Source organism: Stenotrophomonas sp. 2619, from assembly GCF_040548725.1.
GTDB classification, from domain to species: Bacteria; Pseudomonadota; Gammaproteobacteria; order Xanthomonadales; family Xanthomonadaceae; genus Stenotrophomonas; species Stenotrophomonas maltophilia_AP.
On record NZ_JBEPSF010000003.1, the window covers coordinates 199,918 to 225,405 of the forward strand.

The following is a 25,488-nucleotide window of genomic DNA, read 5'->3' on the forward strand; positions in this document are numbered from 1 at the left end:
TTAGCAGCGGCCTAGTGATGAGGGGTCTGACGCGCAACTTAGTGCGATATGCCTACGAGCGTGAATCAAGCAATTCGCAGATCTCCGTCGCTATCTCGTCCACCGTGTGCGTTGTAGTGCTTCGTGCGACCTTGTCTGCAAGTGATGGGCTGAAGTCCATCACTTCTTGTTTTGTAATCTGATGCCATATTGGGAGAAGCACCTGCTCTCCTGACAGGGAGCGTGTGACAATTCCGTCTAGCTCATGGTTTGTCCAGCCCTTTCTAATGAAGGCGGGTGAAAGGACAACCAGTCCCACGCGACTTGACGCAAGTCCCTTGTCGATTTTTTGTCGAAGGCTATCTCCAATTCGAAGGGTCATTTCGTCATACCAGACCTTAAGGCCCTTCGAAATCAAGCAGTTGGCCAGCGTTCTTACGATCGCGTCCTTGTCCTCTGAGGCGTGCGAAATGAATACATCAAACGCGCCCTCACCCTTTGAAGTTGGATCAAATGGCGGATCTCTGACTAGTCCAGATAAATTATCAAGGCGGCGGCCAAGCGCGAGCTCGGAGGTGTCAAGCTTGAAAGAATCAGTGATGTTCAGCTTTTCCATAATCGTTGGCAATACTTGATGAATTATTCTCATGCCGACTAGAAGCTCATTCATATGAACATCGGGGTGAAGGCGGGAAGTGTTGAATCCGAGCGCCTCCGCTTCAGCGGCATGGCCCAAGCTATCACAGCAATCGTACACAAGGTTAAGTGGTTCGGCGCGGATCGCCACACCAGCGCGAAACGCACGTTCCTTTACGATTCCAAGCCATTTCTCGTAGTTGCTTATTACCTTGTGACGGTACTGGTGAGCGTTGACGCAAAGCGCATCGGGGAAATCTATCTTGCACGCTGCAAGGGACAGTAGGCAGGGCTCGATGTTCTCGGCGGGCGTGTCAAAGAGCTCAAGCTCATCGTCATTGTAAAGCTCGGAAATATAGGCCGCATAGAATCCATACAAGTCATTTAGCGCCTCGTACAGTCGCTTGATGAGGGATGAGTAGACGTTATTTTCAAGCGCTTCCAGGTAGTGCTCGTGCGAGTCATCATCAAGGGAATCAATCGGGCCGAAGTCAATTTCAACAGGAAACACTTTCGGAATTTTTACTCCTAGATCCCTGATTAAATTAAATGTCTCGGAAATCAGAATATCTCTGGTTTCAATGTCGCGCTGCAGGGGTGCTGTGTCGTATCCAGTCTCGGCGTCCTCCAGCGCAAAGTCGGCAAGGACGTGGATCATTCGTGCCCACTTCTCTGCTTGATCTACGGAGCCTGCCATCAACACAAATTCAGGATCAAGCCGGCCAATTCCAGATAATTCACGGAGCATGCCTTCAATCCTGTCAGGCATCTGTCTGCCATTTTTCCAAAGACGGACTTGGGCAGGGCTAGCGCCAATCAGCTCTGCCAAGCTCCGCTGCGTACAGGACAATGAGGTCATTGTCAGGTTCACAAGGGCTTTGGTGTCCATGTAGTCCCCTCTACAACTCATATCGGATAGATTACACGCGAAAGAAGTAAGTGGCAGTATTTGATGCTTAAAACCGCAGCCTCGAATGACGCAGTGATGGACGAAGCATGATGCTTCTGATTCACTGCCGGCTATGGATGTGGCCTCGGAATTCCTCACAACATGAAGTTCCGCGCTCGCAGGCCTTTCCCGTAAAGTTCTCTGCGAGGAGACTGCGGTCGTTAACGTATTCAGATCTTATGGCGCGGACTGCTACGGATGATGCTGTGAGCGCTCGCGCGGGGCTACGCAGAAGCGACTACGCTGGGTGATTAGGAGGGTGCTATGCACCGACCTTCGGTGGGTCAGGCCATCGTCGGAGCTGCCCTGCAATGGTCCAGCAAGCCGGCCATCCCCTGGCGATAGGCCGCCGGGTCCATCGCATCGGTGTCCTTCGGAATCCAGTACGCCTGCCCGCGGCGATGCAACGCGGCACAGGCCACGACCACGAACGCGTCCGTTTCCCGCACATGCACGACCTCGTTCCAGCGCAGGGACGCGGGTCGTTGTCCTGCCCGCGATACCTGCATGCCCTGGGCATCGAACTGCACCCGGTACGCGCCCTGCAATCGCTTGAAGCGCATCGACAGGGTGAGCCGGGCGAGGGCACGATTGAGCGGACGCCCGGTCGCCGTGCTGTCAGCCTGCTGCCGCGCCATCGTGCTGCGCAGCCGCGCAGCGAACGGGCGGGCAAGATGCCACGCCGGTACAAGCAGCAGCGCCGCCAGCGCAAGCGTGATCCCCGTTTCGAGGGTGGCGCCGCGATGGATCAGCAGCCAACCGGCGCCGCACGCCGGCAGCAGCATCAGCATCGGCAGGACCGCCCGCTGCTGCATACCGCCAAGACGCTCGGCCAGCGCATCGTCGCGGCGCATCTCACGTTCCAGTGCCTCATCCACCCAGTGGCGGGTGTGCGCAGCGGTAATCGTGTAGCGCAGATCCCCGCACGCTTCGCTCACCGCGCGCGGGTCCGGGGCAGGAAGGCCGTGGCCAGCCCCAGCAGCGGCAGGTACGAGGTGAAGTGGTAGATCCACACGATGCCGTGCACGTCGGCCAGCTTGCCCAGGCCGGCGGCGCCGAGGCCGCCGATGCCGAACATCAGGCCGAACATGAGGCCCGACACCATGCCCACGCGGCCCGGCACGGCTTCCTGCGCGTACACCACCAAGGCGGCGAACGCCGAGGACATCACCAGACCGATGGCCACGGCCAGCACTGCGGTGCCCATCAGGTTGGCGTAGGGCAGGGCAAGCGCGAACGGGGCCACGCCCAGGAAGGAAATCCAGATCACCGCCTTGCGCCCGATCCGGTCGCCCACCGGGCCGCCGATGAAGGTACCCAGCGCGATCGAGGCCAGGAAGATGAAGAGGTACATCTGGCTCTGCTGCACGCTCAGATGGAAGCGCTCGATCAGGTAGAAGGTGAAGTAGTTGGTGAAGGAGGCGATGTAGACGAACTTGGCGAACATCAACACCGCGATGACCGCGATGGCCTGGATCACCTTGCCTCGCCCCAGCCCGACCCCGGTGCTGCGCGCCAGGCTGCTCATCTTTGCCTGCCCGTGGCGGATGGTCCACCCGGTGAGCAGGAACAGCACGCCAACGGCCAACGCGGCAGCCAGCATGAACCAGGCAATGGAGCGCTGCCCATACGGAATCACCACCGCGGCTGCCAGCAGCGGCCCGATCGCCGAGCCGGTGTTGCCGCCCACCTGGAAGGTGGACTGTGCGGTACCGAAGCGCCCGCCCGAGGCCATCCGCGCCACGCGCGACGCTTCCGGGTGGAAGGTGGCCGAGCCCACCCCGACCACCGCGGCGGCCACCAGCAGCATCGGGTAACTGCCGGCCAGGGCCATCATCGCGATGCCGATGAACGTGGCTATCATGCCGCACGGCAACAGGTAGGGCAGCGGTCGTTTATCGGTGTACATCCCGATCCACGGCTGCAGCAGCGACGCGGTGATCTGGTACACCAGCGCGATCACGCCGATCTGGCCGAAGCTGAGCTGGAACTCGCTCTTGAACATCGGGTACACCGCCGGCAGCACCGCCTGGATCATGTCGTTGAGCAGGTGCGCAAAGGCGGCCGCGCCAACGATGTGGATCGCAAAGCCCTGGTTTGGCGCGGTGGCGGTGGCGGCGACGGGAAGCGGTGGTTGCGCGGGGGAAGGCGAAGTCATGGACGGTATCGGAAGCGGAGTGCGGTCAGTGGCACCCCGCATGCGCACCCGGGCGCCGCGGGGTCCCTGGCCCGTAGGTAAGGGGTAGCCAAGGATAGGCCGGTTACGGGGCGCCGTCCTGTGCCGGACCGGGCGAATGGCCGGCACATGGGCAGCATGTGCGCCGGCGCGGTAGCATGCGCCGGCCTTCCGTATTGCCAACGAGACATCCCATGGCCTTCCTTTTGCCTGTACTGGCCCTGGCCGTGGCCGTGGCGGGCAGCACTGCAGCTGCGCCCGACCTGCTGCAGCCCGGGCTGTATGCGCTGCAGCCCGACGCGCAGCTGCTTGCCGTCCCGGCAACCCCGCCGGCGGGAGAAAACTACCAGCAGCGCTACGCGCATGCCGTTCCGGCGGCGGCCGGGGTGCGCTATGCGTTCGTGTCGCGCGATCCGCAGGCAGGGCTCAACAAGCTGGTCTTCCTTACCGACCCGGCCTACCAGTACGACATCAACAGCGCCAACCTGCTGTGTCCGGCGTATGCATTCCCCGATTGGAACGCGCATTCGGAGGCGCAGCCTTACTGCCGCACCAACATCGGCGCCAACGACCGGGAAGCGGCACTGGACTGGACCTCCACCGCGTTCTGGGTGCGCTGGGCCGACCGCAAGCAGTTGCTGGGGGCGGTGCAGGTGCCGCCGCGGCGTGCACCCACCGCAGAGGAAGCCGGTGCCTGCGCCATCGCCGATGTCTGCGCGCCAGAGGCCTACGGGCGCCACATCAACCAGTACGAGGTGGTGCACTACAGCGACCGGTTCACGCTGCAGCAGCCGCGGCACTATGTGGATGTACTGCATGTCGGCACGGCAGTGCCCCTGCACGCGCAGGCCAACGACGCGGACGTTGTCGCGACGATTGCCGCCGGCAGCTTCCTGGCCGTGCTGCGCCGCACCCCGGCGTGGTACCAGGTCGAGCAGATCGCGCAGGACGGCAGCGCCGTGCGCGGCTGGATCGACCGCGATGCGTTGGCCCCGCTTGCCTGGGTGGCACAGGCGGCCGCCACCCCGGAGAGCAGGTTCCGTGCGGGCGTTGCGCAGGACGAAGACGGGGCCAGGCTGGCTGCGATCGAGGTACTGGACGCCCACACCGGCCAGCGGCGTCAGGTTCTGCGCGATTTCGAGGCCGATCCGGTCGGCGACGACGACGCGCTCCTGCAGGTGGTGGACGCCAACTTCGATGGCCACCCGGATCTGCTGGCACCGGGCATGTCCGGCGGTGCCGGCCCGAACAGCACCTTCAACGTATTCCTGTTCGACCCGGCCAGCGGCGCGTTCGTGCACGACGCCACGTTGTCGGCACTGCCACAGCTGTCGATCAATGCCCAAGACCGCACCCTTACCTCCGCGTCGCGCGGAGGCTGCTGTTCGCATGCCTCGGAAACCTACCGCTACCGTGACGGCGCGCTGCAGCAGGTGGGCAGTTGGGAAGAGACACTCTCCGCCGACGGGGAGTATGTTGAAACCACCCGCGGCACCTGGCGCAACGGGCGCATGCAGTACCGCACCACGCGGGCCCGCGCGGCGCCCGACGGGCCGTAACGCCGGTCTAGCCGGCGTACGCGGGAACGGCTTCGCGGGTCGATGGTGCGGCTTTCTGGCTGCGCCGCACCGCGCCGGGAGCACGCTCCAGCAACAACGGCGATGGCATCACGCACGCCGGGTGCATCCGGCAGAACCCATAGATCGCGCCAGCCAGGCCGATCATCAGGCCGGGCGTGAACGCGGCGCGGGTCAAGCCGCCGACCATGCCGTGATGCTCCTCGATCGATGAGATGACCTCGATGGCGGCGGTATCGACCTCGTACGGGCAGGCCGGGTCCAGTTCCGCCGCGCGCAGCAGCAGCTCGCGGGTGGACAGGTCGCCATGGCAGAGCGTGTGGCTGAAGCCCCACTTGCCGGCGGCATCCGCTACCGCGCGGCGCAGTCCGCGCAGGTGCTGTTCGCTGCCGGTGCGCGCATACAGGTCGGCATGGGCCAGGCCGATGCCGACACTGCCGTGGCACCAGGTCGGGAAGTTCTTCTGGCCGTCCTTCAGGTGGATGTCGCGCCAGCGTCCGGTGGCCGGCTCGAACAGGGCCTCCTGGAACGCGAATGCCGCCGCGGCCAGCTGCCGCCATTCCTCGCGTTCGGCGGCGGTGCCGGCGTCGGTCGCGGCCAGCCGCGCCAGCGACCAGCCGATGCCCATCGCCCCGTGGGCGAAGCCGCCGATGGGTTCGTCGAACTGCGGGCTTGGCCAGCGCGCCCCGTCACCGTCGACGATGGCAGCGGCCTGCACAACGCGCGCCACCCGCGCGGCCAGCGCGAGCCAGCGCGCTTCCCCGGTGGCATCGGCCAGCCCGATCAAGGGCAGGAGGGCGCCGCTGACGCCGTCCAGTATTTCGAACTTCGGCGACGCATCGAAACTGTGCCGCTCCAGCGACGCCGCGCAGTGCCGTGCGTCGTCGAGCAGGTCCCGGCGGTCCAGCATGTCGGCCAGCGCAAGCAGTGCCCAGATCCGCGAGCCTGCGCCGACGAACCCGCCGTCCATCTCCGAATGGTCCAGCCGCGACATGCTGGCCAGCACCTGGATCGCGCCCTCCAGGGCAGCGTCCAGGCCGGCAACCGGATCCGCACGTCCTGCCTGCACTTCCAGCCAGTACCCGGCCAGTGCGAACGCAATGCCGCCCAGCCCGAAGTAGGTGTCCGGGCGGACCGGTTGTACGGTCCAGCCGTTGGGCGTGATCTCCGGCGTGATCCAGGTCATCGAGCCATCGTCGCCCCGCACCGACAACCGCAGCAGGCTTTCCACCGCAGCGCTGGCCAGCGCGCGCCGACGCACGTCCAGGTTGTCGGGGCGGGGGTCGCGGGCAGCGTAGGAGTAGCCTTCGCGCGCTTCGGCGCGGGCCAGGGCATGTTGGTTCAGGTCGGTCGCCACCAGCGTGCTACGGATCGTGACGTCTTCCAGGTCGATGCGCATGTCGCGCCAGTTGGCGACCACGGCGCGGATCCGCTCCGACGCCACCGGGGCGGCGAAGATCGGGATGTCGCCATGCCGCAGGTCGTCGATCTCGCCCATGATGGCGGCCGGATCCGATGGCGCCGCACGCACCACCTGCGCATTACGCACCAGCAGATCCATCGCGCGCGCGACCGCCTTGGGCTCGTCATGCAGGGATGCCGGGTGCCACAGCATTCGCCCGATCTCGGCGTAGGCCATGGTCGGGCGGCGCACGTCACGCACCTGGCAGCCCTCGAAGGAGGCCAGCAACGGCATCAGTGCCCCCGACGCGTCCAGCGCACGCAGCCGCTGGCTGGCCTGCATGAAGCCTTCGCTGATCTGGTCCCAGTAGCGGGACACGTCCGGATGCGGCGAGGGATGATTCTGTGACGCGGCGAAGTCGGCGTCGACCATGCCCAGGCGCGGCCCGTCCGCCGGGTCCTCGACAATGACCGGTACGCGCACGCGCGGCTGCTCGCCCGGCAGGGCACCTGCGGCGGAGAGATCCACGCCGGCCATGCCCAGGCCAGCGGTGCGGAACGGCACGATGCCCGTGCGCAGGACCGAGTTCATCATCAGCTTCACGGCGATGTCGTACGCCTGCCCGTAGCCGGACGTTTCGATCTCGATCACCGGCGCGAACACGCTCTCGGCATCGACCACCACCGGCACCGGCCCGACCGCGATCAGGTTTTCCAGGTGGATGTCGGTCCCGCCGATCAGGCGCAGCACCGCCAGCCAGTGACCCAGCCCGCGGTAGTAGGTCTGCAGTTCCTGGTCACCGTCACAGTAGCGATGCGCGGCAAATGCGGCCCAGCCGTGGCTGCCGCGATCGATCACGCGCGGCACCCGCACCCGGTCCGGCACGTCGCCGAACACCGCGCCCAGGAAGGCGTCCAGCGTGGCGTCGATACGCAGCGAGCGCGGCTTGTACATCAGGTTGCCGCCTTCGAATGCAAGCCGGGCAACGGTATGCCCCTGCGAATGCAGGTCGCCCTTGCCCAGCGACACCGACAGCAGCTGGCCGGCCGGGCGCCCGAGCAGGGCAGGGAAGGCGTCGCGGTCGGCGACGATGCGCGCCGCCAGTTCTTCAACGGCGGTGCATTGCGCGGCCAGCATCTGCTGGAACCGCGGGCGCACCGCAGGGTAGCGCTGGTCCAGGTGAGCGCTGAAATCGGGATGGGTGGCAAGCTGCACGAACTGCGCAAACTGCCCCGCGTTGTCGGTCGCGGTGATGGCGCCGCTGCGGACCGCTGCGTGCAGCTCCAGCAGCAACAGCCGGTTGAGTTTCAGGTGGGCGTTTTCAAGCAGTGCGGCCTGGGCCTGGGCGTTGATCAGCGCAATTTCCGCGGCACTCAGGCCGGGGGCCAGGCTGTTCAGCCGTCTGGTCAGCGCGTCGCGCTGGTCTGCGGTGATGTGGTTGAGAACAAGAGCAAACGAATCGACTACGGTTGTGCCCGCCATTGCCTTCCCTGCGATAGTGTCCGGATGCGGCATTGCTGGAGACGGCGCGCAGCACCTGCGGCTGCGCGCCGGTACAGGCTAGATCAGCAACACATGCAGTGATTGATCACCGACATGGTGGTGGTGCAGTTGCCGGTGCCGCCGGTCACCATGGTGGGTGCCATGGCGGTCAGCGCGGCATCGGTTGCGTCCTGGCCGTAGATGAAGAGCGAACCCGCCGGATTCTCGCAGCCGTCGACGCTGTCTGCGCCATTGAGCCAACCTGCAACGACGTTGTCATTCAGTTCCATTCCGCTTTCTCCTGTTGATCAACAATGAAGCGATCAAGGCGCCAGGACGAAGCTGGCGCCTCTGGGATACGGCCATTCCATGGCAAGGCGAGGACGCCTGGCGATACGGAGTGACGATGGTCAGGCCGCATTTCTAAGATGCACATAATTGTTTGTCAGGTCAAACTGAGAAATGGTGCTCAGAACCATTCCGTATGTGCGCTCGTGACCGTGTAGGAAAATACCTACTCCGCAGTGCGATGCGGTGCTGCAGCATCGACGGGTCAACGGATGGACGAGGCCAATATCACCTGGGGATATTCACTCGATGGCGGAAAATGCACGCCTGTGAGGACCCACTGTTGTGAAGCAGCGCGCTGATTATGTCGGCGGCCAGCAGCCTGCTGACCAGAGAAACCCGGAAAGGGTGTCGCATGCCCCGCAACCCGGAGTGCCGGGCTGCGGGGAAGCGCGTGGCGGTGTTACCAATCGGTCGGCGCGTAGTCTTTCAGGAACTGGCCCCAGACGTGCTCGCCGGTGTTGATGCCATGGATGATCGGGTCAACGATGCGCGCGGCACCGTCCACGATATCCAGCGGCGGATGGAAGCGCTCTTCCTGCACTTTCTTGGCCGCGATGTCCGCCGGATCCTCGTCGGTCACCCAGCCGGTATCCACGCTGTTCATGTGGATGCCGTCGTTCTGGTAATCGGCCGCCGAGGTGCGCGTCATCATGTTCAACGCGGCCTTGGCCATGTTGGTATGCGGATGCCGGGTGGTCTTGAAGTTGCGGTAGAACTGCCCCTCCATCGCCGACACGTTGACGATGTGCTTGTCGCGGCCCGGCGTGCGCAGCATCAGCGGCTTCAACCGCGCGTTGATGATGAACGGCGCGATGGCATTCACCAGCTGGGTTTCCAGCAGTTCCACCGACGGCACTTCGGCCATCAGCATGCGCCAGGAATTGCGTCCGCGCAGATCCACCTGCTGCAGGTCCTGGTCCAGGCGGCCGTCCGGGAACAGATGCTGCTGGGCCACCAGCTCATCCTCCAGCAGCGGCACCTGCGACAGTTCGGCGGCGCGGGTGAGGCCGTTGGCACCGTTGAAGCCCTGGTCCTGCACCACCGGCAGCGACGCAGTCGACGTTGCGCCCAGCAGCTCGGCGCTGCGCAGGCCTTCGTAGTCGCCGATCAGCTTGCGCAGCGTCTCCGGAACCTCGTGCAGCGCTGCGGTTTCGCCGGCCATCATGTGCGCGTAGAACTGCGGCGGGCGACGCACGGTCTGGCAGGCGTTGTTGATGATGAAATCCAGGCGCGTGCGCGTGGCCAGCAACTCGTTGCAGAACGCTTCCACGCTGGGGGTGTGGCGCAGGTCCAGGCCATAGACCTGCAGGCGGTGGCCCCACTCGGCGAAGTCCGGCTCTTCGGCGTACCGGGCGGCCGAATCGCGCGGGAAGCGCGTGGTGACGATCAGCTCGGCGCCGGCACGCAGCAGCTTCAGGCCGGCCTGGTAGCCGATCTTGACCCGGCCACCGGTCAGCAGCGCAACGCGGCCGTGCAGGTCGGCGGTCTCGGTACGCTTGATGAAGTTGAGCTCGGCGCAGGCCGGGCACATCTGGTCGTAGAAGTGATGCAGCTGGGTGAACTTCTGCTTGCACACGTAGCAGTGGCGCAGCTCCGGCGAATGCACCGGCTCCGGGGTCTCGGCGGCGTTCTCGCCGTTGCTCGCGTCATGCAGCCCGGCGGCGTGCGGCGGGAAATAGTTCGGCGTACTGAAGACCGGCTTGCGACGCAGGGCGCGGATACCGGTCTGCTCCAGCAGGGCTTCGGCCTTGGCCACCTTTTCCTGGTGGCGCTGCTTGGCCTGCTGCTTCAGCTTCTGCCGGCGGGCCTTGGGTTCGGGGTGGTAGACCTTGGCCACCACCTGGTGCAGGCGCACGCGGTCGGCCTCCGGCAGCGTGTCGAGCACGGTGCGGTCGGCCTCGATCGCCTCCAGCAGGTCCAGCGCGGCGCGCAGGCGGTCGGTCAGGGGCAGGTCGTCGGCGTCGAGGGGTGGGGCGATGGTATTCAAATCGGGTCCGGATAGCGCGATGGCTGGCGTGGGGCGGGCGCGCAGGGCGCACATTTGGGGCGCTATTGTCCCTGATCCTGGGTCTGGTTGCCCAAACGAGGGGTCAGAGGGATGTTCGCGAGCCTCTTCTGGGGTCGAACGGGCCGGGCGCCGGGCCTGGAGCGCGCTGGTGGGGCTATGATCGCGGCCTTGGCAGGGAACGCCCAAGGGGGCACTTATGGACGCCATCTCGCGTCAGGTTGGATGTGAAGGCAGCAGCGAGGGGGCTGAGCTTACCTTCTCTTGGCTGCACGCCAAGGTTGCGGGGTACGTTGCCCACAGCCTGACCCCACGGCCGTCCCCATGGGAGCGGTACGCGCTGTGGGTTGCCTTGGGGGCCGCCGGCATTGGCTTGCTCGTCGCGGCACTGTCCCCGCAGGTGCTCGCGCCAGCGTCGGCCGCAGTGGCATTGCGTGCATGCCTTGTTATTGAGCTGGCGGCGTTCGCCGTGTACCTGGTTCTGATGATCGCGCGCGAGCTACCTCAATTTCGCAAGCCTCGTCTCACCCATGCAGCAGAGATGGATTCCGACTTCGCCTATTGGCAGGGCATGGTGAACGAACTTCGCCTGTTCCCGAGATGCCAACGGGAAGCGAAGCTGCGATTCGCCAGCGCGTTGCGGATGCGAATGAATGAGCGCATGGGCCTGCTTTACGGTGGCATCCAGCGACTGGGCATCTTTCCGGTGCTGATCGCCCTCTATCTTCAGTTCCGCACGTGGAAGTGGGGCGACTGGGCGGCAGCGTTCGACGTCAATCTCGTGGCTGGCCTGCTGATCTGGATGATGGTGTTGCTGTATGCGGCAGGCTGGCTCCTGATCGGGCTCCGCACCAGACTGGATACTTACGTGCATTTACTGGAGAGCGCGCTTCAGGAAGAGATCGATGGTGCAGTCGGGCGCTGAGCAGGGGCTGGCAACGCGTCGCCGCAGAGCCGACAGCTGCCCTGCAAGCGGCCCATTAGCGGGCGTCGGCCGCTGCCCCCGGGTCATGCAGGCCGCGCAGCTTCTTCTTGTTGATCTTGCCTACGCTGGTGCGTTCAATCGCATCCACGAAGCTGACACGGTCTGGGATCGCGAAGCGGGAGATATCGCCTGAGCGGCTGCGCGCTGCGACCAGTTCGATGATCTCGGCTTCGGTCACTTCGCTACCGGCGTGCCTGACCACCAGCGGCAGCGGCCGCTCGCCCCATTTCTCGTCGGCGACACCAATCACCGCGACTTCGTTGACCGCCGGATGCAGGGCAATGATGTCCTCCAGGGCGAGCGAGGAGATCCACTCGCCACCGGTCTTGATCACGTCCTTGATGCGATCGGCGACGCGCAGGTAGCCGCCGGAATCGATGTTGCCGATGTCCCCGGTATGCAGATAGCCGCCAGCCCACAGGGCCGCCGACGCGTCCGGGTTGTGCAGGTAGCCCTGGGTAAGCCAGGGCGCACGCACCACCACTTCGCCGGTGGCCACGCCATCGTGGGCCACGTCGTGCATGTCTTCGTCCACGATGCGCAGGTCGACCAGCGGCACCGGAATGCCGGCCTTGGTGCGCAGCGACAGCGCCTCGTCCGACCCCGCCGCCACGGCGTTGGCATCAATCTGGGCAAGGGTGAGCAGGGGGCAGGTCTCGGACATGCCGTAGCCGCCGAAGATATCGATGCCACGGGCCAGCGCCTGCTGCGCCAGTGCGCGGGGCAGGGCCGCGCCGCCGATGATGACTTTCCAGCCGCGCAGATCGGTGTCGGCCGCGTTGGGATGGCCCAGCAGCATGTGCAGGATGGTGGGCACGCAGTGCGAGAAGGTCACCTTCTCGCGGGCGATCAACGCCAGCAGCTGCCCCGGCAGGTAGCGACCGGGGTACACCTGTTTGATGCCCATCAGCGTGGCCACGTAGGGCAGGCCCCAGGCGTGGACATGGAACATCGGCGTGATCGGCATGTACACATCGTCGCGGTGCAGGCGGCCCTGGGTGGCCGCACTGCCCAGCGCGGCCATCCCCGCCAGCGAGTGCAGGACCAGCTGCCGATGGCTGAAGTAGACCCCTTTGGGCAGGCCGGTGGTGCCGGTTGTGTAGAACATCGTGGCGCGGGTGTTCTCGTCGAAGTCCGGGAACTGGCTCACCGGCGTGGCCGCACGCAGCCCGGCCTCGTACTCGGTCACGAAACCGGCCGGCAGCGGCTGGCCGGCCTCATCCTCCAGCAGGATTCGCGTGCGCAGATCCGGCAGCTGCGCATCGATGCCTGCCAGCACCGGCAGGAAGGCGCGGTTGGCAAGGATCACGCGCGCGCCGCTGTGGTTGAGGGTGTAGGCAATCTGCTCGGGCGCCAGCCGGATGTTCACCATCATCAGCACCGCACCGAGCATCGGAACCGCGAAGTAGCTTTCCAGATAGCGGTTGCTGTCCCAGTCCATCACCGCCACGGTATCGCCGTGCTTGACCCCCAGGGAGGTCAGCAGCCCGGCCAGCTGGCCGATGCGCGCCTGCAATGTGCGGTAGTCGAAGCGCACGTTGTCGCCGTAGACGATCTCCTGCTCGGGACGCACCGCCAGCGGCGTGAGCAGCAGCTGCTTGATCAGCAGCGGGTAGGCATGGGCGTCGGGGGCGGATGCATCTGCGGGCGGGGAAAATGACATGGGGGGATTCCTGGTGGGGCGCGTGTCAACGGCTGCGGGCGGCGGGAATGGACAGCTGCTCACGCAGCAACGGTGCTTCCGCGCGCGGGGTGGGCTGGATGCGTGCGTCCTGCGGCAGGGCGCGGGCGGGATCCTCAAGGTGATCCCACACCTGGTCCATGGCCGCGAACATGTAGGGCAGCAGCGGCACGTAGCGCGCCCGGTAATCGGGGAAGGCCAGCAACGAGTCGAAGTGCTGTGCGCTATCCACCTGCCAGTACGCGATCTGCGCCCCCGCCTTGCGTGCGAAGCCCACGTAGCGATCGCTGGTCATGCTGACCGGCACCAGCCCGTCGTCGCGGCCGTGCATGACCACGATCGGCAGGCCGCGACGTGGGGCCTTGGCGGCCGCCTCGGTGATGCCCGCGCGTACCCGGCGGGCATCGGGGCCGTCGCCACGGCCGAGCGTGCGCAGGCAGTTCAGTCCGCGCAGCGGATCCTCTGCCGCGGCGTTGCCATCCACCAGCAGCACGCCGCTGCCCGGCGGGATGCCGCTGCCTTCGCTCCACCAGGTGGCACGCAGCGCCGCCGCGGCCGGGCCGGGGGTGCCGTCAGCGGCCGCGGCCGAGAACCGGTACCCACAGGGATGCTCGCCCGCCCCAAAGCGCCCATAGGCCGAGGCATAGGTCACTGCGATGGCGCGCCACAGATCGAACCCGGTCGAGAACGCGCCCGCCCGAAGCGCGGCGTCGCTCAGGCCTGCGTCGGCCAGTTGCTGCCGTGCGGACAGGGCCTGTGTGGCGGTGTCATCGCCCTGCACCTGGCCGGCGGCTTCCAGCAGGGCGCACCGCTGGCTACCGGCTGCCGCGGCCTGTGCGTGCAGCGGCGGTTGTGGCAGATCCTGCTGTGTCAGCAGCGCGCAGGGCATCAGCAACGCGGCCTGGGTGACGAAGTCGTACAGCGGCGGCGCGCCGGCCACCGAGACATTGGGCTCGCCGGCCACCATCGCATCGAACCAATCACCGTCGATCTCCGCGGCACGCAGCACCGCGCCACCGCCGTTGGAGACGCCGACACCCAACGTGCGCGTCGTGGCCGGTGTGAACGGGGCGGCGTCGGGGTAGGCGCGGTCCAGCGCCTGCAAGCCGAACTGCAGCGCCTGCAGCAGATGCCGGCCCCAGTCGGCCTCCGGGTTGTCGCCCGAATGCGCGTGCTTGAACGCAATGCCGTGGGTAGCGTGTGGCGTGGCAGGAACGAAGGCCAATGCGCCCTGGGAGGCAAGGGTGCCGTCGGCCTGCACGCCAACCTGGGCGTCCAGGTCGTAATAGTCGCTACCGGTGCCCTTGTCGGTATACGCCACGGCACAGCCGTGCGCCAGGCCCCAGCTGCCGGCCACCGCAATGGCGCCGTAGATGCCGCGCGAGCCGGAGGAGGCGGCGACCACCAGGCAGCGTCGTGCGGCATCGAAGGAATCGGGCACCTGCACCAGTACGCGATGCGGGTGGCCGGCGCCGGGAATGCGCGCATAGGCCGAGAACTCGCGGCCGGGTACCGACTGCAGCGTGCCGTAGACATCGCCGAACCCGCCGCCGGGGGTCAGGTCGGCAATCCCGCGCCAGCTGCTCCAGATCGCGCGGCGCCGGGCCTCCTCGGCCGTGGGTTGGGTCGCATTGGCAAACGCCGGCGCGGTGGGTGAGCGCAGGGCGTCGATTCCCAGCCCGGCAACCAGCAGGTCATCGTTGCCGCGATGCGCGGTTTCCCGCCACTGCTCGAACACGGGAGCTGCAGCGGTCGAGCGGGGCGCGGCGGCATCAGCGACGGAGATGCCGCCCGGCAACAGGGCCAGCGCGGCGCACAGCGGAGCAAGGGAGCGATGGATGTTCATGGCGCCACCGTAGCAAGCCCGTCAGCACGCGCCAGCGTACCTAGGTACCCGTGCCGAGCCGTGGGCGATTTGCTAACCTCGGCTGGACATGCCGACCCTGCTCATCGCCGACGACCATCCCTTGTTCCGCGCGGCACTGCATCGCGCGGCCGAGGAAGCCGTTGCCGATCTGCAGATCAGCGAGGCCGATTCCCTGCACAGCGTGCTGGAGGCACTCGAGAGCCAGCAGATCGACCTGATGCTGCTGGACCTGCATATGCCGGGCAACCACGGGCTTGCCGGGCTGGCAACCATACGTGCGTTGCAGCCGGGGCTGGCGATCATCATCGTGTCGGCCAACGAAGAGCCGCACGTGATCCGCCGTGCCATCGACCTGGGCGCTGCCGGTTACCTTCCCAAGAGTTCGGGGCTGACCGACCTGCAGTCGGCGCTGCTGAGCGTGCTGGAAGGCGAACGCTGGATCCCCGCGCTGCTGCGCGAGCCGGTGGCGCGGGTGGCGCCCTTCAGCAAGGACGCCGACCTTGCCGCGCGCCTGTCCAGCCTGTCGGCGCATCAGTACCGGGTATTGAGCCTGGTCGCCGAAGGGCTGCTCAACAAGCAGATCGCCGACCGCCTGGGCGTGCAGTTGCGCACGGTCAAGGCGCACATGACCCGCATCATGGGCCGGCTGGGCGTACGCAATCGCGCGCAGGCCATCCGGGTGCTGCACGAGATGGGGCTGGCCGATCCCTCGCGGCAGATCGAAGAGGCGCAGGACGCCTGAGCCCGCGTCAGGCGGTGGCCGGGCGGGGCGTGGCCAGCAGGTGGTTGATGGCCCAGCGCAGCGCCAACGGCTTGAACGGCTTGTTCAGCAGCGACAGACCCACCTCGCGCACCGCGTCGCGGGTGTCGCTGCCGGTATCGGCGCTGAGAATCACCGTGGGTCGTGGCCCATGCGCGGCGGCAAGGCGCGTCCACAGCGCAACCCCGGTGTCGCCATCGTCAAGGTGGTAGTCGAACAGCCACAGCGCGGCCTCATGTGCACCCGTGCCGACATCACTGGCGTCGCGCACCGCGACAACCTCGCAGCCCCAGGCAAGCAGCATCTGTCGCATGGCCTCCAACGCGTCCGGGTCGTTGTCGACCACCAATACGCGGATGCCCTTGATGGTGCTGGTACCGGCCGCAGGTTCCATGCGCGGCGCGGCGGGCGCAGTGGCGTGTGCCACGGTGATGGAGAAAGCCGAGCCGCGATCCACTGTGCTGTGCAGTTCCAGTGGTGCGTGCAGCAGGTCGGCAATGCGATGGGCGATGGTCAGCCCAAGGCCCAGGCCCTGGCCGTTGCTGCGGTCGCCGCGGTGGAACTCCTCGAACACCACCGCCTGCTGCTCCGCGGCGATGCCCGGGCCGCTGTCATGCACGCTGATCGACAGCATGTCGCCGCGGCGACGCACGCCGAGCAGCACGCCGCCGCTGCGGGTGTAGCGGATGGCATTGGCCAGGAAGTTCTGCAGCACGCGGCGCAGCAGCAATGGGTCGCTGTGCACCCAGGCGCGGGTGCGGACATGGCGGAACTGCAGGCCGCGCGCCGCTGCCAGCACGGCGAATTCCTGCGCCAGCGGATCCAGCACGCTGGCCAGCGCGAACGGGCGCGGATCGGCGACCAGCCCCCCGGCCTCCAGCCGCGAAATATCGAGCAGGCCCGACAGCAGGTCATCGGTGGAATCCAGGGCGCCGCGGATCTGGCGCAGGAAGCTGTCCAGGAACTCGGATTCAATATGCTGGGACATGGCGTCGGTGAGCAGCTGCGCCGCGTGCAGGGGCTGGATCAGGTCGTGGCCGACGGCGGTGAGAAAACGGGTCTTGGCCACGTTGGCGCGCTCGGCTTCGTGCACGGCCTGCTCCAGCCTGGCGGTGCGGTCCTGCACGCGGCGCTCCAGGGTTTCGTTACTGCGCTTGAGTGCATCCTCGGTGCGGCGGAAGGCGGTGACATCGGTGAACGTGGCCACGTACCCGCCGCCCGGCATCGGGTTGCCGCGGATTTCCACGATGGTGTTGTCCGGGAAGATCCGTTCGGACAAGTGCGGGGTCGCCCGGCGCATGTGCGCAACGCGCCGTTGCAATGCCTTGTCGCGGGTATCGCCGGGGCTGTCGCCGATCTTCAGCTGGCCCAATGCCCACGCGGTGAGGTTGACCACCGGCTGCCCCACCTGCAGCAGTTCCGGCGGGAACTTGAACAGCGCGGCGTAACGGCTGTTCCAGGCCACCAGCTGCAACTGGGCATCCACCACGCTGATGCCCTGGCTCATGTTCTCCAGGGCCGCTTCCAGCAGGCGCTGGTTGAAGCGCAGTACCTGGGTGGCCTCGCCGACGGCGCGGGTGACCGCGTCCAGCGGCGCGGCGCCGCCGTCGCGCGCGGCCTCCACCAGCAGCCGCGCCATGCCAGCGCCCACCACGGCGGTGAGCTCGCGTTCGATGGCGGTGACCCGTTCGTCATCCAGCATCTGCCCGGCGTGCCCGTCCATCAGCTGGCGTGCCCGCTCCGGGCCGAGGAAGCGTCCGGCGGTCTTGCGCATCGACGCGGCGGCAACCGCGTCCCGCTGCCGCGGCAGCGAAGGGCGCACCGCGCGCGACACCAGCACAACCGTGGCCAGGTTGACCGCCAGGCTGGCGCCCATGCTGATGGCGATGTGGCCCGGCTGCATGCGCAGCGAGAACATCGCCAGCCAGTGCAGCCCCTCGGGGCTGGCCGACGGCGGCGCGGCCGGAATCACCATCGGCAGCAACACCAGCCACAGCCAGACCAGTGAGCCCAGCACGATGCCGGCGATGATGGCCGGGGAGGGCGTGCGCGGGCGATATACCGCCAGCAGGACCGCCGGTGCCAGCTGCGAGAGCGCGGTGAACGACATCAGGCCGAAGTCGCTGAGCGCCTCGGTGCCGCTCATCGCGCGGCTGTACAGCCACGACATCAGGAACACGGCAACGATGCCGGCGCGACGGAAGGCCAGCACGCGCGGGCGCAGGTCGGCGCCGGTATTGAAGCCGGTCACGCCGCTCAGCAGACGCGACCCCACACCGTGGTTGCCGAGCATGATCGACAGCGTCAGCCCGGACAGGATCATCATGCCGGTGGCGGCGCTCAGGCTGCCCAGGTACGCCAGCAGCGCCAGCACGTGGTGGCCGCGTTCCTGGGGCAGGGCCAGCACATACAGGTCGGGCGACATCGACGGCGGCAGCTGCGCGGCACCGGACAGCGCCATCGGCACCGACGGCAGGCCGATCAGCAACAGATAGAGCGGGAACAGCCAGCGCGCCGTCTTCAGGTCCGACGACTGGCGCAGTTCGACCACGCCCACATGGAACTGATGGGGCAGGGTGAAGGCGGCCATCGCGCCGAGCGCGACCATGGTAAGGAAATCCGGAATGACCGCCGGCGGCGGCAGATGCGCCATCTTGTCCAGCAGGGGTGTGCCGGCCTGGTGCACCGACAGCCCGGCATACAGGCCAATGGCCAGCAGCGCCGTCAGTTTCAACAGCGATTCCAGCCCCAGTGCGACCACGATGCCGCGGTTGTGCTCGGTGGCCGACGCCTTGCGCGCCCCGAACAGCAGGGTAAACGCGGCCATGGTCAGGGCGAACCAGAACGATATGTCCAGCTGCCACCCGACCGGCGCGAACTGGTCGCCCAGCAGGGCACCGAGGCCCTGGCTGACCGCCTTGAGCTGGAGCGCGATGTACGGAATGATGCCGAACAGGGCCACCAGGGTGATGGTGACGCCCAACCCCTGGTCGGTACGCAGCCGCGCGACCACCAGGTCGGCGATGGTGGCGCTGTTGTGTTGCTTGGCCAGTCGCCCGAGCCGCGCCAGGAACGGCAGGCCGAAGGCGAAGATCAGCGCCATGCCGATCAGTGTGGGGGGTATCGGAAAGCCCCATTGCACGCCCTGCGAGGCGGCCCCGTAATACGTCCATGCCGTGCAGTGCACGCCCAGCGACAGCGCGTAAATGGCCGGCCAGAGTCTGGAAAGGCGGTGCCCCTGGCGCTCCCCCCACAGGGCGACGCCGAACAGCAGCACGGTCCACGCGATGCAGGCGATCAGGACGATGGTGGGGGTCAACATCGCTCCAGTGTAGAGAGAACCGCAGCCGCCGGGCAGTAGGCCGGCGCGGTGGGGTGGGGCACTGCGGCGCTAGGCGCTGAGCACGATCAGCGAGAGCTGCTCGGCGACCAGCGCCACGTCGTCGCCGGGGACAACCTCCACGGTCTTGTGCTGGGTCAACAGCCATTGCCCGGGGTTGCGCGGTTCCAGTGCCACCAGCCGCGAGCGCACCCGGACCTCGGCACCCCTCGGTACCGGCGCCAGAAAGCGGACCTTGTTCAAGCCGTAGTTGAGTACGTGGGCGATGCCGGGGAAGCCGGTCAGTGCGGCCACATCGTCTTCGACGGTGAGCGAGAGCAGAAGGAAGCCATGGGCGATGGTCTGACCCCCGGGCAACTCCGCCTGTGCGCGGCCCGGATCGACGTGGATCCAGTTGTGGTCGCCGGTGGCGTCAGCGAAGGCATCGATCCGCGATTGCGTGATGTGCGTGCTGCCACCCACGCGCTCGGTTGCGGCCCACTTCCCCAGCGCCTGCAGCCCGGCCGGCAGTTCATCCACCCAGGGGGCGGCGCTCATGGCACGCGCTCCAGCAACGCCAGGACCGCATCCCGCGCCGCAGGCTCGGACAAGGTCGGCGCATGGCCGACGTCCGGCACCTCGACCAGGCGCGCGGATGGGGACGTCGCGGCCATCTTGCGTGCCACATCGGCCGGCAGGATGTCCGACAGCGCCCCGCGAACCACCAGCACCGGTACGCGCGCCGTCAGCCCACGCACCGCGCGCCACAGCACCGGGCGCAGCAGCCACAGCACCCAGGGCCGCGTGGTGCGGACGATCGCCGGGTCGTAATCGAGCTCCAGCAGCCCATCGTCGCGCTGGCGGAAGGTGTTTGCGGCCATGGTCCGCCAGTCGTCCGCAGTGAAGCGCGGGAAGGAGGCCTTGCCGATGGTTTCCACATAGGCCGTGGCCTGCGCCATGTCCATCGGCGGCACCGGCTTGCCTGCGTACTTGCCGATCCGCGCCAGGGCCTCGCGCGGCACCTTGGGGCCGGCGTCGTTGAGCACCGCGGCAGCAATGCGGTCGGGTGCACGGGAGGCGAGGGTGATGGTGACCAGCACGCCCAGCGACGTACCGATGAAGACCGCCTTGTCGATGTTCTGCGACTGCAGCAGCGCCACCATATCGTCGGCATACGCGCGTGGGTTGTACCCGGACGGGTCCGGCGCACGCGCCGAACGTGCACGCCCGCGCAGGTCAACGGCAAGTACCCGCCAGCCGACGGACGTCAGCGCGTGTGCAAGGGCATCGAAGTCGGCCGCATTGCGGGTCAACCCCGGAATGCAGACCACCGTGCCACGGGGCGGTTGCCCCGCGGCCGGTGCATGGTCGCGCGCATGCAGGCGCAGGCCATCGTTGCTGTTCCAGTACAGATCATCGTAAGACGGCGTCATGCACAAGCTTCCTAGAAATCGTAACGGACGCTGAGGCTATATTGGCGCGGCGGCCCGTAGAAGCCAATGAGCGTGCCAACCGCCGGAATGTTGTAGCCGGTGGTGCGGTATTCCTTGTCGGCCAGGTTGGTGCCCTGCAGCGAGAAGGTCCAGGCATCGTCAAGCCTCCAGATCACCCCCGCGTTGACCAGTCCGTAGCCATCCTGGCGGATCACCGGGCTCAGGTCGGTGGTCGGCCACACCTCGCTCTGGTAGCTGTAGCCCACCCGTGCGGACAGGTTGCCGCCGTTGGACAGATCGGTGCGGTATTCCACGTTCAACGCACCCGAGAACTCCGGTGCGTTGGTGAACTTCATCTGCTTGGCCACGTTGACGCCGCGGTCCATGTACTCGTCGTACTTGGCATCCAGCCAGGCCAGGTTGCCGGAGATCAGCCAGTGCTGGCTGGGCAGGTACTGGTACTCGATTTCCAGCCCGTTGATGGTGCCGGCGCCGGCATTGGTGAAGTCGCCGAAGAAGGCGTCATTGATACCGTCGCCATTGGTATCGATGCCGGTGAACACCGACAGCTGGATATCCTTGTACTTGTTGTGGAAGGCCGACAGGTTCAGGAACAGGCGCTGGTCGAGGAAGGCCATCTTGCTGCCGATCTCGAGACTGTCGACGGTCTCGTCGTCGAACGGCTCGGCCGAGCGCGGCACGGCCACGGCATTGGCACGGATGTTGTAGCCGCCCGACTTGAAACCGCGCGTCGCCAATCCGTAGACCATGATGTCCGGGGTGATCTGGTAGTCCAGCGACACCTTCGGCGAGACGTTGGTGAAGTTGGTTTTCTTGTCGAAATCCGCCGCCACCGCGATGGGTCTGCTGAAGGTCGCATCGGCGTAGAAGCGGTTCAACACGATCGCGCGCTTGTCCTCGTCGGTGTAACGGGCGCCGACGTCCAGCTTCAGCTTGCTGGTCAGGTCGAACGTCCAATCGGCATACAGCGCGATGCTGTCGGTCAGTACCTTGCCGCGGGTATCGCCGAACTGCAGGTTGAAGAAGTTGTTGCGGATCTGGCCGCCGGCTTCACCGCTGAACTGGTACAGGCCCACCACGCCGCGCCCCCTGCCACCGGCATCATAGTTGAGCTGCACCTCGTTGCTGACCTGGTTGTCGGTGTAGGCGCCGCCCACATCGGCCAGCTTGACCGGCGTGCTGTCGAAGTCGATGTTGGCGTCGCTGTCCGACTCGCGCTTGGCCACCACGTACTTCAATGCAAGGTCTTCGTTGGGACGCCAGTTCACCGTTGCCGAGGCGCCCTTGGTCTCGACGCTGTTGAGGTTGCGCATGCCCGAACGGATATCGTAGCGGTCATCCATCGGCGGATACGCCGGGGTGAACGGGTTGGGCGCCAGCATCTTGGACCCGCGCATGCCGGACTGGTCGTCGATCCAGTCCAGGGCGAACTGCACGTCGAAATCGTCGCCGGCGTACGCACCCACGTTGAGCCGCGCGGCATTGATCTGCTTGTCACTGACCGGCTGGTCATTGAATGTATTCTCGCCGAAGCCGTCGCGGTTCATGCTGGCCACCGCCACGCGCGCGCGCAGGCCGCTGTCGGCACCGCCCACCGGCCCGCCGATGGCCGCCTTGGCATCCAGTTGACCGTAATTGCCCACGGTGATCTGGGCGAAGCCTTCGTTCTGGGTGGGCAGGCCACGCGAGATGTACTTGATCGCCCCGCCGATGGTGTTCTTGCCATACAGCGTTCCCTGCGGGCCGCGCAGCACTTCGATGCGCGACACGTCGAACACGTCCAGCAACGCCCCCTGCGGCCGTGCGATGTAGACGTCGTCGAGGTAGATGCCCACGCCAGGATCGGCGCCCCAGGTGGGATCGGACTGGCCGATGCCGCGGATGTAGGCGGTGACGGTGCTGCTGGCGCCGCGCGCGGCGTAGATGGTCAGGTTCGGCACCTGACCATCCAGGTCGCTGATGTCCTGGACATTCATTTTGTCCAGCGCCTCGGAGGTGAAGGCGGTGACGGCCACCGGCACCTCCTGCAGGGTTTCCTCGCGCTTGCGCGCGGTTACCGTGACGCTGTCCAGCGTGGTGGCCGAAGCGGTCTTGCCTGCCGCCGGTGCGGCGCGGGGCGCCTCCTGTGCCAGTACCGGCCCGGAGGCCAACAGCGCGCCGATCATCAGGCTCAAGCAATTCCGTTTCATTCGGTCCTCCCCCAAGGCATCACGTTGCGGATGGCCCATTGCCACCCATGGAGCCTAGGCTAGCGGTGCCATGGCGCACCGGCGAGTGGACCTAGGTCCAGTCGGCAGCGATCGCCAGATCCGGATACTGGGCGCGTCCTCACCTGGAAGCGCCGTATGTCGTTACTGATCGTACTTGCAGCGCTGGGGTTCCTCATCCTGGTGGCTTACCGCGGTTACAGCGTGATCCTGTTCGCGCCCATCGCCGCGCTTGGCGCCGTGCTGCTGACCGACCCCTCGCTGGTGGCGCCGATGTTCACCGGCTTGTTCATGGACAAGATGGTCGGGTTCCTCAAGCTCTACTTCCCCGTATTCCTGCTGGGGGCGGTGTTCGGCAAGCTGATCGAACTGTCCGGCTTCTCCCGCTCCATCGTGGGCGCCGCGATCCGGCTGTTCGGCCCGCAGCGCGCGATGCTGTCGATCGTGCTGGTGTCCGGCCTGCTTACCTACGGTGGCGTGTCGTTGTTCGTGGTGGTGTTTGCGGTGTATCCATTCGCGGCCGAGATGTTCCGCCAGAGCAACATCCCCAAGCGCTTGATCCCGGCGACGCTGGCCGTGGGCGGTTTCAGCTTCACCATGGATGCGTTGCCGGGCACACCGCAGATCCAGAACATCATTCCGACGACGTTCTTCGGGACCGACACCTGGGCAGCGCCCGTGCTCGGCACGCTGGGCAGCATCTTCGTGCTTGCCGTGGGCATGGCGTACCTGGAGTGGCGACGCCGCGTGGCGCTGGGCAGCGGGGAGGGCTACGGCGACCCGGCGACCCTGGTGAACGAGCCCACCCCGTTCGCCGGCACTCATCTGGCGCACGCCGGCATCGCCGTGCTGCCGCTGGTGCTGGTATTCGTTTCCAACAAACTGTTCACCCTGGGCATTCCGCACTGGTACGGCGGCGCGCACAGCTTCGTGCCCTCGATCATGGGCAACGCCGCGCCGGTGGTGCAGGACGTGGCGAAGATCGGTGCGATCTGGGCGGTGGTAGGTGCGCTGGTGGTCGGCATCCTGTCGGTGCTGGCGCTGGCCTGGCGGCCGGTGGTCGCCCAGTTTGCCGACGGCACCCGGGCGGCGATCAGCGGTGCGGTGCTGGCGGCCATGAACACTGCATCGGAATACGGCTTCGGTGCGGTGATCGCCGCACTACCGGGCTTCATGGTGGTGGCCAACGCGCTGGGCGCGATCCAGGACCCACTGCTGCATGAAGCGGTCACGGTGACCGGCCTGGCCGGCGTCACCGGTTCGGCCTCCGGCGGCATGAGCATCGCCCTTGCCGCGATGTCGGAGACGTTCATCGCCAACGCGCAGGCGGCCGGCATCCCGATGGAGGTGCTGCACCGTGTCGCCTCGATGGCGTCCGGCGGCATGGACAGCCTGCCGCACAACGGTGCGGTGATCACCCTGCTGATGGTGACCGGGCTGACTCATCGCCAGGCCTACAAGGACATTTTTGCGGTGACCGTCATCAAGACCCTCGCGGTGTTCGTGGTGATCGGCATCTATTACGCCACCGGCTGGGTGTGACAGCGGCGTCGCAGCACCCTCTGGCCGGCCGGACCCCGAGGATTCCCGGAACCACTTCATCCACGACTCACGCATGAGGATCTGGCTATGAACTCTGGAATCAGTTCGATCAAGGCGGCGCTGCTGGTGCTGTGCACCTGGCTGGCAACGGCAGGCAGCGCGTTCGCGGCAGGGCCCGCCGGGCATTGGGATGTCGGCCTGTTCGGCAACATTTTCGGCGCCCGCGAGTACCAGGTGTGGGTGCCGGCGGGCTACGACGACGCGCACTCGCTGCCGGTGCTATTGGTGCTGCACGGCTGCGTGACCGGGCCAAACCTGATGGGTGAGGCCTCCGGCTTCAACGACGTGGCCGATACCGAAGGCTTCCTCGTGGTCTATCCCCGGCAGAACGTCACCGCCAACCCCGCACGCTGCTGGAACTGGCAGCTGCCGATCAACCAGGCCCGGGGCAGCGGTGAGGCCTCGATCCTGGCCGGGATCGTGGACCAGGTGAAGGGCAGCTACGCGGTTGATCCGCGCCGGGTTTACGTGACCGGCATTTCGGCTGGCGGCGCGATGACCTCGATCATGCTGGCCTGCTATTCCGATGTGTTCGCCGCCGGTGCAATCCATTCCGGCGGCATGTACAAGGGCGCCACCACCGTGTCCGGCAGCGCTTACGCGCTGTTGGCCGGCAGCATCTACTCGCCGGACAGCAACGGGCGGCTGGCCTGGCAGTGCTCCGGCTCGCCGACGCCGCGGCCGATCCCGGTACTGGTGTTCCATGGCACCGCCGACAGCACGGTGAATCCGGTAAACGGCCAGCAGGCCGTCCGCCAGTTCCTGCAGACCAATGACCTGGCCGACGATGGCCTGGACAACGACTCGGTGAAGTATGTGCCCACCAGCACCTACAACGGTCAGGTACCGGGTGGCCGCGCGTATCGCGTTGACACCTATGCCTACGGCGGCAGGACGCTGGCCCAGCATTACGTGGTGCAGGGGATGGGGCACGCGTGGAGTGGCAGCCAGACGGGATTGCCGTTTACCGATCCCCAAGGGCCGGATGCCACGTTGATTACGTGGCTGTTTTTGAAGGATCAGCTGCGCTGAGCCTGTAAACCCCCGGCCCGCGCA

17 protein-coding genes are annotated in these 25,488 nt (G+C 66.5%); 5 read left to right on the top strand and 12 right to left on the bottom strand.

The features are described 5' to 3' along the window. Positions 1-52: 52 nt before the first annotated feature. The 3 genes from ABIA71_RS05245 to ABIA71_RS05255 all read right to left on the bottom strand — a co-directional run bounded on the left by ABIA71_RS05245 (position 53) and on the right by ABIA71_RS05255 (position 3,722). The gene (locus ABIA71_RS05245; protein ID WP_354283694.1) at positions 53-1,504 is read right to left on the bottom strand and encodes a TIR domain-containing protein; all 1,452 of its coding nucleotides are present in this window, start codon (positions 1,502-1,504) and stop codon (positions 53-55) included. Positions 1,505-1,848: 344 nt separating this feature from the next. Beyond that, complete coding sequence (locus tag ABIA71_RS05250; protein WP_354283696.1) at positions 1,849-2,502, bottom strand: YcxB family protein; 654 nt, start codon at positions 2,500-2,502, stop codon at positions 1,849-1,851. After that, complete coding sequence (locus ABIA71_RS05255; RefSeq protein WP_354283698.1) at positions 2,499-3,722, bottom strand: MFS transporter; 1,224 nt, start codon at positions 3,720-3,722, stop codon at positions 2,499-2,501. Before ABIA71_RS05255 ends, ABIA71_RS05250 begins: the two co-directional genes overlap by 4 nt. A 212-nt stretch (positions 3,723-3,934) precedes the next feature. On the opposite strand from ABIA71_RS05255, the gene ABIA71_RS05260 reads away from it, so the two are divergent. Next, entirely contained in the window at positions 3,935-5,299 is a 1,365-nt protein-coding gene (locus ABIA71_RS05260; RefSeq protein ID WP_354283700.1) for an XAC2610-related protein, read from the top strand. Positions 5,300-5,306: 7 nt separating this feature from the next. Here ABIA71_RS05260 and ABIA71_RS05265 read toward each other — a convergent pair whose 3' ends face one another. From ABIA71_RS05265 to ABIA71_RS05275, 3 genes are all read right to left on the bottom strand, one after another. Further along, a complete protein-coding gene (locus ABIA71_RS05265; protein WP_354283701.1) occupies positions 5,307-8,201 on the bottom strand; it encodes a type 2 lanthipeptide synthetase LanM family protein in 2,895 nt (964 codons plus the stop codon). An 83-nt stretch (positions 8,202-8,284) separates the two neighbouring features. Next, positions 8,285-8,491 (bottom strand): DUF6229 family protein, encoded by a 207-nt coding sequence (locus tag ABIA71_RS05270; protein ID WP_038688320.1) that lies wholly within the window; start codon positions 8,489-8,491, stop codon positions 8,285-8,287. A 461-nt stretch (positions 8,492-8,952) separates the two neighbouring features. Continuing rightward, positions 8,953-10,539, bottom strand: coding sequence for an SDR family NAD(P)-dependent oxidoreductase (locus tag ABIA71_RS05275; protein ID WP_354283702.1), 1,587 nt, complete (start codon positions 10,537-10,539; stop codon positions 8,953-8,955). Positions 10,540-10,756: 217 nt separating this feature from the next. Here ABIA71_RS05275 and ABIA71_RS05280 point away from each other — a divergent pair, with 217 nt between their 5' ends. After that, positions 10,757-11,482: a hypothetical protein gene (locus ABIA71_RS05280; protein ID WP_354283703.1), complete on the top strand. Its 726-nt coding sequence runs from the start codon at positions 10,757-10,759 to the stop codon at positions 11,480-11,482. Between the two features lie 55 nt (positions 11,483-11,537). On the opposite strand, the gene ABIA71_RS05285 is transcribed toward ABIA71_RS05280, so the two are convergent. Next, positions 11,538-13,205: a fatty acid--CoA ligase gene (locus tag ABIA71_RS05285; protein WP_354283704.1), complete on the bottom strand. Its 1,668-nt coding sequence runs from the start codon at positions 13,203-13,205 to the stop codon at positions 11,538-11,540. Between the two features lie 25 nt (positions 13,206-13,230). Then, positions 13,231-15,069 carry a 3-hydroxybutyrate oligomer hydrolase family protein gene (locus ABIA71_RS05290; protein WP_354283705.1) on the bottom strand — a complete coding sequence of 613 codons (1,839 nt, stop codon included), beginning with the start codon at positions 15,067-15,069 and terminating at the stop codon, positions 13,231-13,233. A gap of 88 nt (positions 15,070-15,157) precedes the next feature. On the opposite strand from ABIA71_RS05290, the gene ABIA71_RS05295 reads away from it, so the two are divergent. Beyond that, a complete protein-coding gene (locus ABIA71_RS05295; protein WP_354283707.1) occupies positions 15,158-15,832 on the top strand; it encodes a response regulator transcription factor in 675 nt (224 codons plus the stop codon). Positions 15,833-15,839: 7 nt separating this feature from the next. On the opposite strand, the gene ABIA71_RS05300 is transcribed toward ABIA71_RS05295, so the two are convergent. The 4 genes from ABIA71_RS05300 to ABIA71_RS05315 form a co-directional block, all read right to left on the bottom strand. Further along, complete coding sequence (locus tag ABIA71_RS05300) at positions 15,840-19,172, bottom strand: hybrid sensor histidine kinase/response regulator (RefSeq protein ID WP_354283709.1); 3,333 nt, start codon at positions 19,170-19,172, stop codon at positions 15,840-15,842. A 69-nt stretch (positions 19,173-19,241) separates the two neighbouring features. Further along, on the bottom strand, positions 19,242-19,727 hold the full coding sequence (locus tag ABIA71_RS05305) for a MaoC family dehydratase (protein ID WP_354283711.1): 486 nt from the start codon (positions 19,725-19,727) through the stop codon (positions 19,242-19,244). After that, positions 19,724-20,602 (bottom strand): alpha/beta fold hydrolase, encoded by an 879-nt coding sequence (locus ABIA71_RS05310; RefSeq protein ID WP_354283713.1) that lies wholly within the window; start codon positions 20,600-20,602, stop codon positions 19,724-19,726. Before ABIA71_RS05310 ends, ABIA71_RS05305 begins: the two co-directional genes overlap by 4 nt. 11 nt (positions 20,603-20,613) lie before the next feature. After that, entirely contained in the window at positions 20,614-22,812 is a 2,199-nt protein-coding gene (locus ABIA71_RS05315) for a TonB-dependent receptor (protein WP_354283715.1), read from the bottom strand. 156 nt (positions 22,813-22,968) lie between these two features. Here ABIA71_RS05315 and ABIA71_RS05320 point away from each other — a divergent pair, with 156 nt between their 5' ends. Then, positions 22,969-24,372, top strand: coding sequence for a GntP family permease (locus ABIA71_RS05320; protein ID WP_354283717.1), 1,404 nt, complete (start codon positions 22,969-22,971; stop codon positions 24,370-24,372). Between the two features lie 87 nt (positions 24,373-24,459). Next, the gene (locus ABIA71_RS05325) at positions 24,460-25,464 is read left to right on the top strand and encodes an extracellular catalytic domain type 1 short-chain-length polyhydroxyalkanoate depolymerase (RefSeq protein ID WP_354283719.1); all 1,005 of its coding nucleotides are present in this window, start codon (positions 24,460-24,462) and stop codon (positions 25,462-25,464) included. Positions 25,465-25,488 lie beyond the last annotated feature (24 nt).